Source organism: Brumicola blandensis (assembly GCF_031846165.1).
In the GTDB taxonomy this organism is placed as follows: domain Bacteria; phylum Pseudomonadota; class Gammaproteobacteria; order Enterobacterales; family Alteromonadaceae; genus Glaciecola; species Glaciecola blandensis.
Genome location: NZ_JAVRIE010000004.1, coordinates 368,720 through 386,651, shown reverse-complemented (window position 1 = coordinate 386,651; position 17,932 = coordinate 368,720). Strand labels below are relative to the sequence as shown.

General features: G+C 42.8%; 16 protein-coding genes. 6 read left to right on the top strand and 10 right to left on the bottom strand.

Going from position 1 to position 17,932, the window contains the following annotated elements; genetic code table 11:
* The first annotated feature begins 15 nt into the window (after positions 1-15).
* The 4 genes from RM544_RS12145 to serA all read left to right on the top strand — a co-directional run bounded on the left by RM544_RS12145 (position 16) and on the right by serA (position 3,821).
* Positions 16-957: a nucleoside hydrolase gene (locus RM544_RS12145; protein WP_311362056.1), complete on the top strand. Its 942-nt coding sequence runs from the start codon at positions 16-18 to the stop codon at positions 955-957.
* A 24-nt stretch (positions 958-981) separates the two neighbouring features.
* Positions 982-1,578 carry a 5-formyltetrahydrofolate cyclo-ligase gene (locus RM544_RS12140; protein WP_311362055.1) on the top strand — a complete coding sequence of 199 codons (597 nt, stop codon included), beginning with the start codon at positions 982-984 and terminating at the stop codon, positions 1,576-1,578.
* A 137-nt stretch (positions 1,579-1,715) separates the two neighbouring features.
* Positions 1,716-2,369, top strand: a complete 654-nt coding sequence (gene rpiA, locus RM544_RS12135) for a ribose-5-phosphate isomerase RpiA (RefSeq protein ID WP_311362054.1) — start codon at positions 1,716-1,718, stop codon at positions 2,367-2,369.
* Positions 2,370-2,591: 222 nt separating this feature from the next.
* Complete coding sequence (gene serA, locus RM544_RS12130; RefSeq protein ID WP_311362053.1) at positions 2,592-3,821, top strand: phosphoglycerate dehydrogenase; 1,230 nt, start codon at positions 2,592-2,594, stop codon at positions 3,819-3,821.
* 91 nt (positions 3,822-3,912) lie between these two features.
* Here the strand turns inward: serA and RM544_RS12125 are convergent, their stop codons facing one another.
* Positions 3,913-4,365, bottom strand: a complete 453-nt coding sequence (locus tag RM544_RS12125; RefSeq protein WP_311362052.1) for an Lrp/AsnC family transcriptional regulator — start codon at positions 4,363-4,365, stop codon at positions 3,913-3,915.
* A gap of 137 nt (positions 4,366-4,502) precedes the next feature.
* Here RM544_RS12125 and RM544_RS12120 point away from each other — a divergent pair, with 137 nt between their 5' ends.
* Positions 4,503-5,246, top strand: a complete 744-nt coding sequence (locus RM544_RS12120) for a tryptophan 2,3-dioxygenase family protein (RefSeq protein WP_311362051.1) — start codon at positions 4,503-4,505, stop codon at positions 5,244-5,246.
* A gap of 69 nt (positions 5,247-5,315) precedes the next feature.
* Here the strand turns inward: RM544_RS12120 and RM544_RS12115 are convergent, their stop codons facing one another.
* From RM544_RS12115 to ampE, 9 genes are all read right to left on the bottom strand, one after another.
* Positions 5,316-6,068: a DUF481 domain-containing protein gene (locus RM544_RS12115; protein WP_311362050.1), complete on the bottom strand. Its 753-nt coding sequence runs from the start codon at positions 6,066-6,068 to the stop codon at positions 5,316-5,318.
* 104 nt (positions 6,069-6,172) lie between these two features.
* Positions 6,173-6,985, bottom strand: a complete 813-nt coding sequence (locus RM544_RS12110; RefSeq protein WP_311362049.1) for a DUF481 domain-containing protein — start codon at positions 6,983-6,985, stop codon at positions 6,173-6,175.
* A 90-nt stretch (positions 6,986-7,075) separates the two neighbouring features.
* Positions 7,076-7,903 (bottom strand): HDOD domain-containing protein, encoded by an 828-nt coding sequence (locus RM544_RS12105; RefSeq protein WP_311362048.1) that lies wholly within the window; start codon positions 7,901-7,903, stop codon positions 7,076-7,078.
* Positions 7,904-7,999: 96 nt separating this feature from the next.
* Complete coding sequence (locus RM544_RS12100) at positions 8,000-8,242, bottom strand: DUF1289 domain-containing protein (protein ID WP_409220053.1); 243 nt, start codon at positions 8,240-8,242, stop codon at positions 8,000-8,002.
* Positions 8,243-8,542: 300 nt separating this feature from the next.
* A complete protein-coding gene (lpdA, locus tag RM544_RS12095; RefSeq protein ID WP_311362046.1) occupies positions 8,543-9,961 on the bottom strand; it encodes a dihydrolipoyl dehydrogenase in 1,419 nt (472 codons plus the stop codon).
* A gap of 120 nt (positions 9,962-10,081) precedes the next feature.
* On the bottom strand, positions 10,082-12,085 hold the full coding sequence (gene aceF / locus RM544_RS12090) for a dihydrolipoyllysine-residue acetyltransferase (RefSeq protein ID WP_311362045.1): 2,004 nt from the start codon (positions 12,083-12,085) through the stop codon (positions 10,082-10,084).
* 14 nt (positions 12,086-12,099) lie between these two features.
* Positions 12,100-14,772: a pyruvate dehydrogenase (acetyl-transferring), homodimeric type gene (aceE, locus tag RM544_RS12085; protein ID WP_311362044.1), complete on the bottom strand. Its 2,673-nt coding sequence runs from the start codon at positions 14,770-14,772 to the stop codon at positions 12,100-12,102.
* A 138-nt stretch (positions 14,773-14,910) separates the two neighbouring features.
* Positions 14,911-15,669 carry a GntR family transcriptional regulator gene (locus tag RM544_RS12080; RefSeq protein WP_311362106.1) on the bottom strand — a complete coding sequence of 253 codons (759 nt, stop codon included), beginning with the start codon at positions 15,667-15,669 and terminating at the stop codon, positions 14,911-14,913.
* Positions 15,670-15,963: 294 nt separating this feature from the next.
* Positions 15,964-16,851 (bottom strand): beta-lactamase regulator AmpE, encoded by an 888-nt coding sequence (ampE, locus tag RM544_RS12075; protein WP_311362043.1) that lies wholly within the window; start codon positions 16,849-16,851, stop codon positions 15,964-15,966.
* Positions 16,852-17,058: 207 nt separating this feature from the next.
* Here ampE and nadC point away from each other — a divergent pair, with 207 nt between their 5' ends.
* Entirely contained in the window at positions 17,059-17,916 is an 858-nt protein-coding gene (nadC, locus tag RM544_RS12070; protein WP_311362042.1) for a carboxylating nicotinate-nucleotide diphosphorylase, read from the top strand.
* The last annotated feature ends 16 nt before the right edge of the window (positions 17,917-17,932 follow it).

Here is a 17,932-nt window from a genome sequence, read left to right as displayed (position 1 = left end):
AACATAGAGAAACACATGACTCATAAGATAATTTTAGACACCGATCCGGGCATCGATGATGCTATGGCTATTTTCTTTGCCTTTCAGTCTCCGGACATTGAAGTGCTCGGTCTAACCACAGTGTATGGCAATGTTCCTGTAACAATGGCCGCACAAAATGCGCTTTCTCTATGTGAATTAGCAAATATGGATATTCCTGTATGTAAAGGTGTGGCCATGCCTTGGGTTGGTCCAGAGTCCACTTATGCGCACTTTGTGCATGGTGACGATGGGTTTGGCAACATTAATCATCCTGCCCCAAAGGGCCAGTTGGATCCGAGAAGTTCAGCTGAATTTATCGTTGAGATGGCACGCAAGTATCCTGGTGAGATTACCTTAGTCGCTGTTGGGCCGCTAGGCAACTTAGCGTTGGCACTACGCTTAGAACCTGAACTTCCTAAGCTTTTAAAAGCTGTCAATCTTATGGGTGGAGCCGCTTTTGTTCCTGGTAACGTTACGCCGGTAGCCGAAGCGAATATATGGAATGATGCTTATGCGGCAGAGATTGTATTTGCTGCAGATTGGAAACTGAATATGTTTGGCTTAGACGTAACTTACGATTTACCGTTCCCACCTAACTTTACTCAAGTGTTAGCTGAAAAGAACCCAACATTAGGTGGCTTTGTTGAGCGATCTTCAGAGTTTTATACAGATTTTTATTCTGAAGGAAAGGAGACTCGACAGTGCTTCTTCCACGATGCATTTCCGATTGCTTATATTGTTGATCCCTCGCTATTTGAACTTACCGAAGGAAATGTTCGGGTGTCGACAGACAGTTTAAACAAAGGGCAAACTATCTTTGCCCCTTATGGTTCAACAGCCAGTCCAGACTGGACAAATGCAGCGAGCATTAATGTAGCAACGAAAGTTGACCATCCACGTTTAACGCAAATGTTTATTGATACCTACGCACTATAACTGCTGCATTCAAAATAAAAATTGATGATGCGTACATCAACACTTCGGCAAGCACTTCGAGAGTCGTTTCGACGCAAGCGACTCTCCCTGTCGACTGAACAACAAACGCAGTTTGCAAAAGAAATAACAGAACAAGCCCACTCAACTGTATTTCAAGCGGACACCAAGAAGATTGGACTCTATCTTAGCTTCGACGGCGAACTTGATACCAACATTCTAATACAAAGTTGCTGGCATAAAGGCGTTGAAGTCTACATTCCTGTGTTGCACCCTTTTAGTTCCGGTCATTTACTTTTTCAAAGATATACTGACAAAACTCAAATGATTCGAAACAAATATGGGATTAATGAACCCAAGCTAGATGTCACTGCAACACTCCCTTGCAATCAATTAGACATCTTATTCACTCCTCTTGTTGCTTTTGATAAGCTGGGAAATCGGCTAGGTATGGGCGGAGGCTTTTATGATCGAACCCTCTCCCTTTTACTTCAGAATGATTCTTCGAAAACTCGCATAGTCGGCCTTGCCCACAATTTACAGTTATCAGAGACTTTGCCGGTTGAGGCATGGGATATTCCCTTGCCGGCGGTATTAACCCCCTCGCGTTTGTATGAATTTTGATTTAGAACAAGCCTTAATAAATATTTAAAAATATTACCGTCATAGTCCTTCTTTATCTGCGATACTGTCTCCATTATCTGAAACAACAACGCCAAATCTCAAAACCTAATTTTATCCAAGCTTTAAGGAACTCTGTCATGGACCAAAATCAAAAGAAAAAAGCAGCCGCTGATGCAGCACTAGCCTATGTAAAAGCTGATACCATCGTCGGTGTTGGCACCGGCTCCACTGTTAACTATTTTATCGATGCTTTAGCAGCAAAGAAAAACGACATCATCGGTGCTGTTTCTAGTTCTGACGCCTCTACCGAGCGCTTAAAAAAGCTTGGTATCGAAGTCTTCGACCTGAACTCTGTCGATGCACTTGATATTTATGTGGACGGTGCAGATGAGATTACGGAACACAAGCATATGATTAAAGGGGGTGGCGCTGCGCTTACTCGTGAAAAAATCGTTGCCGCCGTGGCCAAAACATTTATTTGTATTATCGACGATACAAAGCATGTTCCGGTATTAGGAAAGTTTCCACTACCAGTAGAAGTTATCCCAATGGCGCGTTCATATGTGGCTAGAGAAATTGTGAAACTGGGAGGCGACCCCGCTTACCGCTCTGGCGTTGTTACTGACAATGGCAACGTAATTTTAGATGTTCACAATCTCGACATTCTCAACCCAGTTGAACTGGAAGACAAGCTTAACAATATCGTCGGAGTTGTCACAAACGGGCTTTTCGCTGCCAGAGGCGCCGACATTGTGTTGACCGGAACAGAAAACGGCGTGGTAAAAAATTAATTGCTAAACGCAATCTGACGCTAGGCACTGGGTTTTTATTCTGATATATTTCGATACTTGAATTGGACGTCTAGATGTCTGATGGTAAATTATTTGCATTACGCTAATAGACAGTATCATCAGGCTATCTAAAACCCATTGTAAATCAATCTTCTATGAGGAAGCTCTGTTGCTGACATAGAAGGCACGTGAAATAAATTTGTTGTTTTAAGGTTCAGCTACATGACTAAAGTGTCACTTCCGAAAGAAAAAATTAAAATTCTATTACTTGAAGGCCTCCATCCTAGTTCGGTTGAAACCCTACAAGCCAATGGGTATACCAATATAGAAACCTTAAAAACGTCACTTCCAGAAGACGAGTTGATCGAAAAAATCAAAGACGTTCATTTTGTTGGGATCCGCTCACGAACTCAACTGAACGAGCGTGTCATCGATGCCGCCCAGAAGCTTGTTGCTGTAGGCTGTTTCTGCATTGGTACTAACCAAGTCGATTTAAAAGCGACTTTGGTTCGCGGTATTCCTGTTTTTAATGCCCCTTTTTCTAATACCCGTTCAGTGGCTGAGTTGGTCTTAGGACAAATCATCATTTTATTGCGTGGTATTCCAGCTAAAAATGCAAAAGCGCATCGCGGCGAATGGGATAAATCTGCCATCGGTTCATATGAAGCGCGAGGCAAAACATTGGGTATTATTGGTTACGGCCATATTGGTACTCAATTGAGTATTCTTGCTGAGCACCTAGGTATGCGAGTCCAGTTCTATGATATTGAAGACAAGCTGGTGTTGGGCAACTCAATGCAAGTGAAGTCATTAAAGCAATTGTTGAATACGTCCGACGTGGTCTCTTTGCACGTGCCTGAAACAACTCATACGCAAAATATGATTGGTCAAAAAGAACTATCGCAAATGAAAGACGGTGCTATTTTGATCAACGCCGCGCGTGGCACAGTCATCGATATTGATGCACTAGTCAGCGCACTGGAGTCTGGCAAGTTGAATGGTGCAGCAATCGATGTTTTCCCAGTGGAACCAAAATCGAATTCAGAAGAGTTTGAATCGCCTCTACGTGCTTTTGATAATGTCATTTTAACACCTCACGTTGGTGGGAGTACTCAAGAAGCCCAAGAAAACATCGGTATCGAAGTTGCTGGAAAGTTAGCAAAATACAGTGACAACGGCTCAACTTTGTCAGCAGTAAACTTCCCTGAAGTATCACTTCCCTCACATATTGACCGTTCACGCTTGTTGCACATACATGTCAACCGCCCTGGCGTCTTAACACAAATTAACCAAGCGTTTGCTGATCAAAATATCAATATTGCTGCGCAATACCTTCAGACCAGTGAAGAGATTGGTTACGTGGTCGTTGATGTCGAAGCTGATCGCGCGGACGATGCTTTTGCACAATTAGAGGCAATTGAAGGCACGATTAAGACCCGTTTGTTGCACTAAGTCAAATTGTTCCAAACTAGTCTCAACCGCGCCCAATAGAATAAATGGTTTGAGATGAGAACAGAAAGCGGCGTATACCAATACGCCGCTTTTACGCCGCTTTTATAACTCTTGTTGATATTGAGGTGGTAAAGCGATGTACACCCGGTAAACCGCTCAACTCAGCTCTGAGTAAGTGATCAAACTCTGTGATATTTGACGACAGCACCTCCATTACATAATCAAACTCACCCGTAATAGCATGGCACCAATGAATACTGTTGTGCGCCTGAACAGCGGCTTCAAACGCTTTGTATTCTGAAAACTCGACAACAACATGCACCAACGCTCTTATTTCTAAGCCTAATTTAGCCTGATCTATCTTTGCGCTATAGCCTTGGATCACGCCGGCTTCTTGGAGGCGCTTCACTCGGTTCCAGCAAGGTGTTTTGCTTAGGCCTACTTTCTCCCCAAGAACGGCGAAGGATTGACGGGCATCTTGCACGAGTAACGCCATGATTTGAATATCAACATCACTTAAAACAATATTCTGATTATTTGACATATTTGCGCCATTTGTTCACTTAATAAAAAGATAATAAAAACATAAAGAACAATGTTTTTCAAAAAACAGAATACCATTATTGACCAATCACGATAACTACACCATCAAATAAACAAGAAATAAGGTGCGTAGAACGTATGTTTACAAAAAAGTACATTGATGAGTTAAACAATCCGCAAATGCTTGATTACGGCATTTACTTGCAGTGCGATAAGTTACTATCTTGTCAAAAACCTCTAGATGAATTGGCTACCCATGATGAGCTGCAGTTTCAATTAGTGCATCAGGTGGAAGAATTATGGATGAAGCAAATTATCTTCACACTCATTGATGTGATGGAAAAGCTCAGTGTAGGAAAGTCTATCGCTGTCTTATCTCAAATGAAGCGGGTTCATATGATCCAGCGCCTGATGATCCAGCAACTCGATTTACTCGAAACAATGTCACCTAAAGAGTACCAAGAAATTCGCTTGCAACTAGGTAATGGCAGCGGTCAAGAGTCTCCAGGCTTCGTCACTCTGCTTAAGATGCCTAAAGATATTTGGCACTTGTTTGAGAAGCACTATTTAGTGGCAAGAGAGCAGACCGTCAATGATATTTATGACCAAGCCTTTGCACATTGTGATGCTTACGCGATTGCTGAAAGCTTGATTGAGTTTGACGAATTAATGCAAAAATTCCGTTGGAATCATATTTTCTTAATAAGACGTTCAATAGGTATTGACGCTAACTCTTTGAAAGGCAGACCTGTCGAAATACTGCAAACTGGCGCTCGCCAGCAGTTCTTTCCTGAGTTGTGGGACGTCAGAGGGACAATGAGCGACCGCTGGGGACAAGAAAACGGTAAAGTCAGGGATTCCCTCCGCAAACAAAAAAGCTGAGCGACGCAGTCGACTCAGCTCTTCATGGCCAGTTATCTTTACCGTAACTGGCTTCTACTTCAGCTCTGTTTAGAAGAAAGTATAAACAACGCTCACAGACGTTTCTGTGTCTAAGTTTTCACGACCATCAGCAACATCTGAGTTATGGTCAAACTTCAACGCGACCTTTAATGACAAACCGCCAGCGATTTTTGCACTCACTGCGCTTTCAGCACGAGATTTTGTGTTGTCAGAACCAATTTCAGTCGAAAAGGTCTGCGTAAACTTAGCTGTTTCTGAAATCGTGTAAGCGTAGTTAAATGCACCACGAAGAATTGCACTGTTTTCTTCAACAGTAATGATATTGTCATTTTCATCTACTTCAAAACGGTCAGCGAAGGTATAACCAGGACCGATACTGTATTCAAAGCTGCTTGTAGTATCTTTCCACACTTTTTGGTTCCAACCCGCTGCGATAGTCGCTTGGTAATCAAACGCACCAAAACGGTCATTTTCATACGAGGCAAAACCAAACAGACGATGATCTGGATTATCTAGCTTGTAGTTAGCTTGAGCAGAAGCAAACTTTTTATCTGCTGAAGTAGTTTCAACACCATCCACTTCATCCTTTTTGTATAAAGCTTTAAATGTGTATTCGTTACTCCACATTTCAAGCTCATGCTTGGCGTTCAACGCGCCATTGGCAGAGGTCGTTTCTGTGTTACCGGAGGTAACGATAAAACCAAACTCGCCGTCCATTGTAAATCCTTGCTCTTCTTCAGCTTGTGAAGCAGACGCAAACAAGCCTAAAGCGACAAGCGCAGATATAGTTGAAAGTCTCATAATTTATCCCATAAAATTTAAAAATGATGAAGGTTAGAAACAGCGAAATGCATAACCCTCAGTTAGCGCTTACATATGGTATCGCGAAATTATAAAATGACAAACTAAAAAAACTGGTAAACCAGAGAAATACTGGTTTCTGTGCTTAGATCTTCATTCTGTTGCAAGGTCCCGTCGTTATACGACATCACGAAGGATAGTTTCATGGCCAATGTCTCAACCAAATTGGCAGAGATACTCGTTTCTGAGCGTGAACGATTACTTTCTTGCCCGGCTTCTGTACTTAAGAACTGCCTGAACTTTGCGTTTTTATTGAAAGAAAAACGATAATCAAGAGAAGCTCTTACGATCACTTCTTTGAGTATGTCATATGACTTGTGATTTTCTGCATCAACAACTTCTCTCTCGGAGTAGCTATATCCAGGACCAATGCTATAGCGCAACTGACTGTTTTCTTCTTTCCAAGCGTGGGCGCTCCAGCCTGTTGCTAAAGCAGACTGATAACGAAAGCCATTGAAGCGATCGTCTTCATACTCAGCATAGACAAACAGACGCTTATTTTTTGCGGGTAGTTTGTAATCTAACTGAGCGTTCAACAATAAACGTTGTGCACTGACAATGATGTCGTTCTCAACTTCGTTTTGCTTATAAGTGATTTCACCACCATAGTTGTTGCTCCAATGGGTGGTTTCGTGTTCGGAGCGCAAGGCTGCTTTGAATGTTGTGGTGTTGGTGTTACCGTTGGCAGCTAGGACGCCAAATTCGCCACTAAGATTGATTCCTTCATCCTTCTCTTTCTTTTTCTTCTCTTTGAGATAAAGCATTTTCAGCAAATCATTGGACGCCGATACAGACGGAGGAGCGAAGAAAAGAGAGCAAAATACAATAAAAGTGATCGTTGTTTTTATTGGTAACATGAGTAAATTTTCTAACTAGGCTAATATTTTTGTTGTTAGGTTCGTGACTCGCCCAGCGGTTTATCTAATGGCCAAAAGCGTCGCTTGAACTTACGAATTAATTACATTCGCTATCTTTGATGTTTCAAGTCGCGAATAACTTAGAATCATATCATAATCTTCATCGCTCAATCCAACAGTCTCTAGGGCTTGTTGGTTGAAACTAGCCATATCTTCCAGTTCACCTTCAATGCTTTCACAAGCCACCATGCTCATTGCAACATATAGAATACTCTCTTCTAAGCTCATTTTTTGTGACGCAGGGTGCAAGAGCTTTTGTAGCGGTAGCACTAAAGAATCCGGTAATTTCCATTCTTGAATGATATGCCCACTGCACTCAGGAAAAGTAAAACCAAAATGCCGTTGTTGCTTCGCGAGTGGCGCAACAAAACTCTGGTCGTTGATATATTTGGTGTAGCTTTCGGTATGTTTACTCGCCACAATCAACTCACTTAAGCCTTGCAGAATACCAAGAACAAAGAATCGCTCACTACCACGTGACTGCTTCTGTTGCGCTATACTTTTTGCGATAACACCGCACATCACCGCTTTGTGCCAATACTCGGCAAAATTTATCACCGGCGTGTTAAACGTTTTAAAAGCAATATTTGCGGTTTCGGCAATGGAAATATTGTAGGCCGCTTCACCACCAATAACATTTAAGGCTTTGGTGACCGTTTCAATTTGACTGGGGAAACGAAATAAAGCACTGTTGGCAAGCTTTAAAATCTTAGCACTTAATGACGGGTCAACAGAGATAAGTTGAGCGATGTCACTTAAGTCTTTTTTAGGGTCATCTAGGGCAGCTCTTAAATTCACACAGGTGTCGGGAAGCGTAAATGACTTGGAGGCAAATTTAACGAGCGGCTTTATTGACATGGGTTTTCATCTTCTAAAATGGGATTGAAGTGATTATACAAAATAAAGTTATCGATAAGGTTGTGAGGATAATACCTATTGAAGCCTATCCATACCTTAGAAAAGGTCTTGTTGCTCCGGGCTAGCGCCAACAAGTTTGCTAGCTGACTGTTTTTTCAACCAAGATTGTTTGCGACGATTACATGCTTTCACAATTATACGTTTTGTTTGATCGTCAATTTTTAACCAATGTAAACGCTCTTCTCGACTTCTAAAACAGCCTTTACAATAACCCCTAGGCCCAGACTGGCACACACCAATGCACGGACTGGGAATTGCAAAGAATTCGAGTTGTTGCATGTCGCTCATCGTGGTTGTGTGCCTCAATTTCAAAAACAAGATAGCTTGCTTTGTTGTCTCTTCATATACGAAACTGCTCGCCTATTGGACTGCTATCATATGATTTCAGAATAGCGTTTAGCAAGCGGCTATCCTTGAAATCTTAAAAAACCAACATTTCGACTGTTTATATGCGAATTTCAAGCGACTTATAGGACCTAAGCTCGCATAAAAAAAGCCGATACATGAGAAGTATCGGCTTTTAAGCTTCATTCTATTAGACTCTTTTGCTGAAATTCAGCTGCGTCTTAAGTAGCGACTTTATTTTTTCTTCGCTTTCGGATTTGGCATATCCGTGATGCTACCTTCGAAAATCTCAGCAGCAAGACCAATTGACTCGTTTAGCGTTGGGTGAGCGTGGATAGTTAATGCAACATCTTCTGCATCAGCACCCATTTCAATCGCTAAGCCAATTTCACCTAACATTTCACCAGCATTAGTACCGATAATGGCACCACCAATAACACGACCAGAATCTTTTTCAAAAATCATCTTAGTCATACCGTCAGTAGCAGCTGATGCGATAGCACGGCCAGATGCAGCCCAAGGGAAAGTAGCTGCTTCATAATTAATACCTTGTTCCTTCGCTTCTTTCTCGGTTAAACCAACCCAAGCGACTTCTGGCTCAGTATAAGCAACTGAAGGAATACATTTAGGATCGAAGTAGTGCTTCTTGCCGGCAATCACTTCAGCAGCAACATGGCCTTCATGCACAGCTTTGTGAGCAAGCATCGGCTGACCCACTAGGTCACCAATTGCAAAAATGTTATCAACGTTAGTACGCATTTGCTTATCAACGTCAATGAAGCCTCGGTCTGTAACGGTTACGCCAGCTTTTTCTGCCGCCACTAGAGAACCATTTGGCTTACGACCTACTGCCACTAAAACACGATCGTAACGAACTGGCTCAGATGGTGCTTGTTTGCCTTCGAAGGTTACGTACAAGCCATCATCTTTTGCTTCAACACCGGTCACTTTAGTTTCAAGCATCGTGTTGAATTTGTTTTTGATTGTTTTCATGTACATCTTGACGATGTCTTTATCCGCTGCCGGCATAAGTTGATCAAGGAACTCAACAACATCAATCTTAGAGCCTAGCGCATGATAAACGGTACCCATTTCAAGACCGATAATACCACCACCTAGTACCAACATTTTCTCTGGGATGTCACGCATTTCTAATGCGCCAGTGGAGTCTATAACACGCTCGTCATCTGGAATAAACGGTAAGTTTACTGGCTCAGAGCCAGCAGCAATGATCGCATTGTCGAAAGTGATTGTGGTTTTACCATCGTTCCCTTCTACTTCTAGCGTATTTGGACCTGTAAATTTGCCATAGCCTTGCACATGTTTTACTTTGCGCATTTTCGACATACCGGCTAAGCCTTTAGTCAGTTGGCTTACAACACTATCTTTCCAACCACGAATTTTGTCCAAATCAAAGGTCGGCTCACCGAAAGTCACACCGTGAGATGAAAGATGCTTTGCTTCTTGAATCACTTTAGCAACGTGAAGAAGTGCCTTTGAAGGGATACAACCCACGTTCAAACATACGCCACCAAGGGTTTCACGTACGTCAACGATTACTGTATCTATGCCTAAATCGGCTGCGCGGAATGCCGCTGAATATCCACCAGGACCTGCGCCTAGTACGACCAACTGAGTTTTAATCTCGCTCATTCTGACCTCAAAAATTTATGGTTAAGTGCATGCAATGCGCGGATCTTACCGATTCCAGCGCCAAGCTGCAAAGTTTTCGCTAACTTGTTTTTAAGGGCGCTAGTGCGCCCTCGTTTTCTATTACAGTAATATGCGTCGTAGATCTGATAATGCACCACTGACATGGACAGCAAATCGCGCTGCAAGAGCACCGTCGATGACTCTGTGATCATAGGACAGTGATAATGGCAACATTAAACGAGGCTCAAAGTCTTTACCATTCCACTTTGGTTTTATTTCTGACTTAGAAACCCCCAAAATAGCAACATCTGGTGCGTTAACGATAGGCGTAAACGCCGTACCACCGATCCCACCAAGACTTGAAATAGTAAAACAACTGCCCTGCATATCGGCAGATTTGAGTTTTCCATCTCGTGCTTTAACGCTGATGTCCATCAATTCCTTGGATATATCCATAATGCCTTTTTTATCGACATCACGCACCACTGGCACAACTAAACCATTTGGCGTATCTACTGCTATGCCGATGTGATAATACTTTTTCATGACCAATGATTCACCCGAGCTTGATAGACTGCTATTGAATGCAGGATAAGCTTTGAGTGCATCAGCAACGGCTTTCATCATAAACACTAGAGGTGTAATTTTCACCCCGAGCTTACGCTTCTCTGCAATTGCATTTTGTTCTTTTCTAAACTCTTCTAACTCAGTGATGTCAGCTTCGTCAAACTGCGTAACATGTGGAATGGTTACCCAGTTACGGTGCAAATTCGGACCTGATAGTTTTTGAATACGTGTTAATGGCACCTCTTCAACTTCACCAAACTTGGCAAAATCAACTTTTGGTTGCGCTAACACTTGCAAGCCACCACCGGTCCCGGAGCCAGCAGAACTGCCCGGATTCATTTTCGGACGAGACAACTCATATTTAACGTACGATTGAACGTCTTCTTTCTGAATACGGTTTTTGCGACCAGAACCTTTTACTTGAGAAAGATCGACACCAAACTCTCGTGCCAATCGTCTTACCGATGGAGACGCATGAATCTTACCTGTTTTCCCTTTATCACCCGCAGATGGATGATGAGGAACAGGCGGCGCTTTTGGTGTATCTGCAACAGGCCTGCTCGCTGCAGGTGCTTCAGATTTGGCTGGTGCTTTCGGAGCTGACTCAGCTTTTGGAGTAGGAGATTCGCTGCTACCTGCCACTTCGAGTGTCAGAACTAAAGATCCTTCCGACACTTTATCACCCACTTTCACCGCTAAGCTCAGGACTTTACCGCCCTCAGCTGCAGGCACGTCCATGGTCGCTTTGTCAGTTTCCAAGGTAATTAAACCGTCTTCTGGTTCAACCGTGTCACCTTCCGCAACCAAGACTTCAATGATATCAACATCAGTAGCATCACCGATATCCGGCACCATGACTTCAATTGTTTTGCTTTCACTTGACGCCTCGTTGCTTTGTGAAGAAGACGACTCAGGTTCAGAACGACTTTCATTAGGCGCTGAAGCCTCAGATTCTTCGCCACCGGCAACTTCAAGCGTCAATACGAGCGAACCTTCTGATACTTTATCGCCCACGTTTACTGCCAAACTAACTATTTTACCGGCTTCAGGCGCAGGAACATCCATTGTCGCTTTATCTGTTTCGAGTGTAATCAAACCGTCTTCTGGTTCAACACTGTCACCTTCAGCAACTAACAACTCGATAATTTCAACGTCCGTTGCATCGCCAATATCTGGGACAGTCACTTCAATTGTTTTGCTGCCGCCTGTGGAAGTACTTGATTTTGCTGGCTCAGCTTTCTTTTCAGGTGCGGCTTCAGCTTTCGGTTCTTCTTTTGGCTCTACTGCAGCATCATCAGAAGAAGACTCACTCGCGTCGGCTCCAGACTCAAGCTGTCCAAGCACATCACCTTGTTTAATTTTATCACCGACTTTCACGCTCAATGATTTGATTGTGCCAGCATCAGTACAAGGAATATCCATACTTGCTTTGTCACTTTCTACCGTGACGATGGAGGCTTCAGCTTCTACCTCTTCACCTTCACTCACGCAGATTTCAATCACTTCAACTTCATCGTCGCCAACGTCAGGAACAACTATATCAATTAGATTTGCCATATTAATTCTCCCTATTACGCGTATAGCGGGTTGATTTTATCTGGGTCAATATCGAGATCTTTCATTGCACTAAGCAATGCTTTCTTCTCAAAATCACCGGCCAAATAAAGCTCATACAAAGTGGCATAAACCACGCTGTTTGCATCAACCTCAAAGTGACGACGTAGATTTTCACGAGAATCTGAACGACCAAAACCATCAGTACCCAAGACACGATAACTACCAGGAACAAATGAACGCGCTTGGTCACTGTACGCCTTAATGTAGTCTGTTGCCGCGATTGTTGGGCCGTCATTACCGTCTTCAAGCACTTGGGTAATGTAAGGTACACGCGCCTTTTTCTCGATATTACGCATATTCCAACGCTCGCAATCAATACCGTCGCGAGTCAATTCGTTAAACGAAGTGACACTGTAGACCTCTGATTCAACGTCGTATTTTTCGGCGAGTATCTTCGCGGCTTCACGCACTTGCACTAGGATCGTGCCAGAGCCCAAGAGTTTCGCTTTTAATTTCGCTTTCTTGTCGCCGACGGTATCCAATTTATAAATACCTTTAATAATGCCTTCTTCACAGCCTTTTGGCATTTCAGGTTGTACGTAGTTCTCATTCATTACAGTTAGGTAATAGAACACGTTCTCTTGTTCTTCTAACATTCGGCGAGTACCGTCTTGAGTAATGACTGCTACTTCATAACCATAAGTTGGGTCATAGCTGATGCAGTTAGGAATTAAACCAGCCTGAACGTGAGAGTGGCCATCTTGATGCTGTAAGCCTTCGCCATTCAGCGTTGTTCTACCCGCTGTACCACCAACAAGGAAACCACGGCATTGGCTATCACCTGCCGCCCAAGCCATGTCACCAACACGTTGGAAACCAAACATTGAGTAGTAGATGTAAACAGGCAGCATCGGCAAGTCATTAGTTGAGTATGAAGTACCCGCAGCAACAAATGACGACATAGCGCCCAATTCGTTAATACCCTCTTGCAATACTTGACCTTTTTTATCTTCGCGATAGTACGCGACTTGGTCTTTATCTTGAGGGATATACTTTTGACCTGAATTTGAGTAAATACCAACTTGGCGGAACAAGCCTTCCATACCAAACGTACGTGCTTCATCAGGAATAATAGGCACAACGTTCTTACCCATTTGCTTGTCTTTCAGCAACACCGTGAGTACTCGAACAAAGGCCATCGTGGTTGAAATTTCACGGTCACCCGAGCCTTTGGTAATGGCTTCAAAAGACTTCAATGGCGGCGCTGGAAGATCGTGGTTGCTCTTGTTCAAACGGACCGGCATATAACCATGAAGTGCTTCACGCTTCTCGCGCAAATATTTCATTTCAGGGCTATTTTCGTCAAAACGGTAATACGGCAAGTCGCCGATGGTCTCGTCCGATACAGGAATATTGAAACGATTACGATAATGCTTGACCGCTTCAACGTCCATTTTCTTCACGTTGTGCGCAATGTTTTTACCTTCACCCGCTTCACCCATGCCGTAACCTTTTACGGTTTTAGCTAGAATCACTTGTGGACGACCAACGGTTTCTGTTGCACGTTTATAAGCTGCATAGACTTTAACTGGGTCATGGCCACCACGGTTCAGACGCCAAATATCATCGTCTGACATATTGGCAACCATATCTTTTAATTCAGGATATTTACCAAAGAAGTTGTCACGCGTGTAAGCGCCACCCTTTGATTTATAGTTTTGGTATTCACCATCAACGGTTTCATTCATGACATCTAACAACTTGCCTGAAGTATCACGAGCAAGTAATGGATCCCAATAACGACCCCAAATTACCTTAAATACTTCCCAGCCTGCGCCACGGAATGTTCCCTCTAATTCTTGGATAATTTTACCATTACCACGTACAGGACCATCTAAACGTTGGAGGTTACAGTTGATAACAAAGGTCAAGTTATCCAAGCCTTCACGTGATGCTAAACCGATAGCGCCCAATGATTCTGGCTCATCGACTTCACCGTCACCCATAAAGCACCAAACGCGCTGGTCGGAACAATCTTTCAAACCACGGTTTGTGAGATACTTCAAGAAACGCGCAAGGTAAATCGCTTGCATTGGGCCCAGGCCCATCGATACGGTTGGGAACTGCCAAAAGTCAGGCATGAGTTTCGGATGCGGGTATGAAGACAAACCTTCACCATCAACCTCTTGTCTGAAACCGTCTAATTGACCTTCAGACAAACGACCTTCGATAAATGCACGAGAATAAATACCCGGAGAAACGTGGCCTTGAACAAATAGATAGTCGCCGCCGTCTTTGTCATTTGGTGCACGGAAAAAGTGGTTGAAGCCAACATCGTATAACATCGCTGAAGAGGCGAAACTAGAGATATGTCCACCAAGCTCAAGATCTTTTTTTGAGCCACGCAATACCATCATCATTGCATTCCAACGAATAGCATTTCGTATCTTAGTCTCGATAGTCTGGTCACCAGGCATGGTAGGCTCTTGGCCAGCTGGAATGGTATTTATGTATGCCGTTGTCGCATCGTAAGGCAAGTGCGCTCCGCTGCGTCTGGCTTTTTCAATCAACGATTCAAGTAAGTAATGAGCACGATCAACGCCCTCTTCTTCTAAAACCGCTTCTAGTGCGTCTAACCATTCTTGCGTTTCTGTTGGATCCACATCTGGATGCATCACATCGGTCATGGTGCTTTCCTATTCTATGTTTTAACTTTGAAAGTAACTCGTTTGAGCCACTTCCCGTTTAACTACCTATAAAAAATCCGAGCGTCGGTTATTTAGTCGCAAATAACCAATCGACCGGAACTTATATTCATCAGAGATTTATGACGCGATGTCACCGCTCTCTTTTACTGCAATTCTGCGCATAGCGCGTTGTAATTTGATATCTCGTTGGTTTATACCCAAAAGAGTACTTTCAACAAACCCTAAGTGCTGATTACTTGCCTTTCTTGCGGCTTCAGGGTCTTGAGCACTGATGGCTTTCACGATGGCATGACGTTGCTCTCTTATTTGAGCTTCAACATCGGCACCACCTCGCAACATTTCTAAGTTACGTTGGATGTTCTCCACCAGCATTCCTTGCATACTGCGCATCACATGTAATAACACCATGTTGTGGGCAGCCTTTGCCATGGTTAAGTAGAACTCAACTAGCGCTATGGCTTCTTGCTTACTGTCTGTTGATGTATTCGGTAAGCTATTCAAGGCATTGTTCAATGCTTGATAATCTTCTGGCTGACCACGCAGTGCAGCATAGTAGGCAGCCATGCCTTCCAGTGCGTGTCTAAATTCAAGTAGGTCAAATTGCGTTTCTGGTCTACTGCCAACGAGTGCTAATAAGGGATCAGTCATTTTCGCACTCAGGTTTTGAGTGATAAAAGTACCGCCACCTTGTTTGCGTTCGATAAGACCTTTAGCTTGGAGATTTTGAATAGCTTCTCGCAAAGAAGGGCGAGAAACTTGAAATTTTTCAGCGAGCAAACGCTCTGGCAATAACTTTTCACCCGCCACCAATGTACCGTCTAGAATCATCGTTTCTAAACGTTCGGTAATAACATCAGACAGCTTTTGTTGTTTAATGCTTGTGTGCAAGTGTTCGCCTCGTGGCCAAATTTAGTCGTGTTTTGTTGAATTGATATGTAAATAAAAATGTTACTAAACACTCAATGGTAATACCAATTAACCAAACTAGTGTAAGCAACTTTTTGCATTTGAACAAGTACTGTCGCAACTAATAGACTGTTGAGTGCCTATTTTTATTTACGCTAACGCTTTTTAAATGTGTAACTTGCAGGCAAAAAAAAAGCAAAAGTCATTGTTATTCATGAACTTTTGCTTTTATATAATTCTACAATGATAGAAACAAAATGCTGTTTATGCGACTGCTCCGACCATTGTGAGCAAGGATACTCCCACCAACATAAACATCACATTTCGCTTTACCAGCCTCACTAAAATACACGGTTCATCAATACAGTTTTGTGTATCAGGTTCCACTTCTTCAGCGGCAACAGCAACGCTCACCAAAACATCTTTAGATGTGGTTTTAGTATCTACCAATAAAGGAAGCCATAATGAAAGTGCGCGTGAGAAGTGACCCACAATTAAGAAACCTAAACCTGTTAAGCGAACGGGTACCCAATCAATCACATGCATCACTTTATCGATTGCGAGTTCAGCGTTATCCTTTTTGCATTCGCCCAACACTTCGTCGTCAATTTCTTCAAGCATGTTATCTGGGTTACACGAACTCATTTTATGCATGAATATTTGGAGTTCTTTTGCAATTGAATAAAACACGACACCAGGCACGCCGAAAATGACAAAGGCAATGATAACTGCAGCGTACTGGCGATAATTAATAAATACGAGTTGCCGACCTACTTTGGTGAGATCGCCGTCTTCATTTCCCAATGAAATACTGTGTAAGGAACAAGCCTCAAAATCTTTTCTTGTCGCCGCTTGTAAATAGCGCTTGTAATTTTTACGGGTAATAGGACAGCCTAGACAAACCCACAAGGTGAGTAGCTGTAGCAAAAAAGTGAAGAAACCATTATTGATTAAGTGATCGATCAGTATTAATAGCACCGCGGGAGCCGCTATTATTAGCAATACATTTAATAAGGAAGCAGTTTGACTAAACCATGAGCGCGATTGCAAGAACTGAATATAGTGGCCAACTAGAGCATGAACGTGCCATTCGGGTGCTTTAGAAGTCACCCTTTCAAGTGCCATTACAATCAAAAGTGAAATCAGTGTCATTGGATATCCTTGCGTTATTGGACAACTATTATCAGCAGAACTAAAGTAAGTATATGAGCCAAGTAAATAAGTGCCAAGATGTTTAACAAGAAAGTGCGCACTTATATTCCTTTATAAAGATGAAACAAGTAATATTCCACATTGTAGTCTGATTATTTACGTCAATAACCCGCTTAACGCATCCAAAAAAAGAATAAAAGAAGCCATATGTCACTGATTAAACAATTTCAAATCGATATTCCACGCCAAGTTACCGATGCTCTGCTAGAAGATTTAGGCGGGAAAATTGATGCTCAAAACGATATTACTGCAATGTTGATTGATGCAGACACACAGATGCAAGCAAAAATCATCACCCGTGAGCCAGCTGTAATATGTGGTGTAGAATGGGCAAATGAAGTATTCAGACAAGTTAACCCCTCTGTGCAATTAGAGTGGCTATGCAAAGATGGTGAGCGCGTAGAATGCGACCAAACCTTAGTTAACATTCTTGGAAACGCAAGAAGCATCTTGACAGCTGAGCGCAGCGCTTTGAATTTTTTGCAGACCTTAAGCGCAACTGCAACCACAACAGCTTTATATGTTGACGCAATAAAACACAGTAAAACCAAGCTCTTAGATACTCGTAAGACCCTACCAGGAATGCGTCAAGCACAAAAGTATGCGGTTGCATGCGCAGGCGGTGTCAATCATCGAATGGGTCTTTACGACGCATTCCTCATTAAAGAAAACCATATTGATGCATGCAAAGGTATAGAGAATGCGGTCTCCAAAGCAAAATCGATGTACCCGGGCCTACCAATTGAAGTGGAAGTTGAAAATCTTGATGAACTTCGTCAAGCGATAAATTCGGGTGTCAACACCATCATGTTAGATAATTTTTCAACAAAACTGATCGAAGAAGCAGTTCTTATTAATGCACAAAGATGTAAGCTAGAAGTGTCTGGCAATATTACGATTGAAAGACTACAAGAATTGGCTGCAACAGGCGTGGATTATATATCTTCAGGGGCATTAACTAAGCACGTTAACGCGATAGATTTATCGTTAATCACCTATAGTTAAGGCTCCTCAAAATACC

Excerpts from the sequence above, each read along its gene's own strand:
- RM544_RS12145 (WP_311362056.1), top strand. The coding sequence starts at position 16 with ATGACTCATAAGATAATTTTAGACACCGATCCGGGCATCGATGATGCT.
- RM544_RS12140 (WP_311362055.1), top strand. The coding sequence starts at position 982 with ATGATGCGTACATCAACACTTCGGCAAGCACTTCGAGAGTCGTTTCGA.
- rpiA (WP_311362054.1), top strand. The coding sequence starts at position 1,716 with ATGGACCAAAATCAAAAGAAAAAAGCAGCCGCTGATGCAGCACTAGCC.
- serA (WP_311362053.1), top strand. The coding sequence starts at position 2,592 with ATGACTAAAGTGTCACTTCCGAAAGAAAAAATTAAAATTCTATTACTT.
- RM544_RS12125 (WP_311362052.1), bottom strand. The coding sequence starts at position 4,365 with ATGTCAAATAATCAGAATATTGTTTTAAGTGATGTTGATATTCAAATC.
- RM544_RS12120 (WP_311362051.1), top strand. The coding sequence starts at position 4,503 with ATGTTTACAAAAAAGTACATTGATGAGTTAAACAATCCGCAAATGCTT.
- RM544_RS12115 (WP_311362050.1), bottom strand. The coding sequence starts at position 6,068 with ATGAGACTTTCAACTATATCTGCGCTTGTCGCTTTAGGCTTGTTTGCG.
- RM544_RS12110 (WP_311362049.1), bottom strand. The coding sequence starts at position 6,985 with ATGTTACCAATAAAAACAACGATCACTTTTATTGTATTTTGCTCTCTT.
- RM544_RS12105 (WP_311362048.1), bottom strand. The coding sequence starts at position 7,903 with ATGTCAATAAAGCCGCTCGTTAAATTTGCCTCCAAGTCATTTACGCTT.
- RM544_RS12100 (WP_409220053.1), bottom strand. The coding sequence starts at position 8,242 with ATGCAACAACTCGAATTCTTTGCAATTCCCAGTCCGTGCATTGGTGTG.
- lpdA (WP_311362046.1), bottom strand. The coding sequence starts at position 9,961 with ATGAGCGAGATTAAAACTCAGTTGGTCGTACTAGGCGCAGGTCCTGGT.
- aceF (WP_311362045.1), bottom strand. The coding sequence starts at position 12,085 with ATGGCAAATCTAATTGATATAGTTGTTCCTGACGTTGGCGACGATGAA.
- aceE (WP_311362044.1), bottom strand. The coding sequence starts at position 14,772 with ATGACCGATGTGATGCATCCAGATGTGGATCCAACAGAAACGCAAGAA.
- ampE (WP_311362043.1), bottom strand. The coding sequence starts at position 16,851 with ATGACACTGATTTCACTTTTGATTGTAATGGCACTTGAAAGGGTGACT.
- nadC (WP_311362042.1), top strand. The coding sequence starts at position 17,059 with ATGTCACTGATTAAACAATTTCAAATCGATATTCCACGCCAAGTTACC.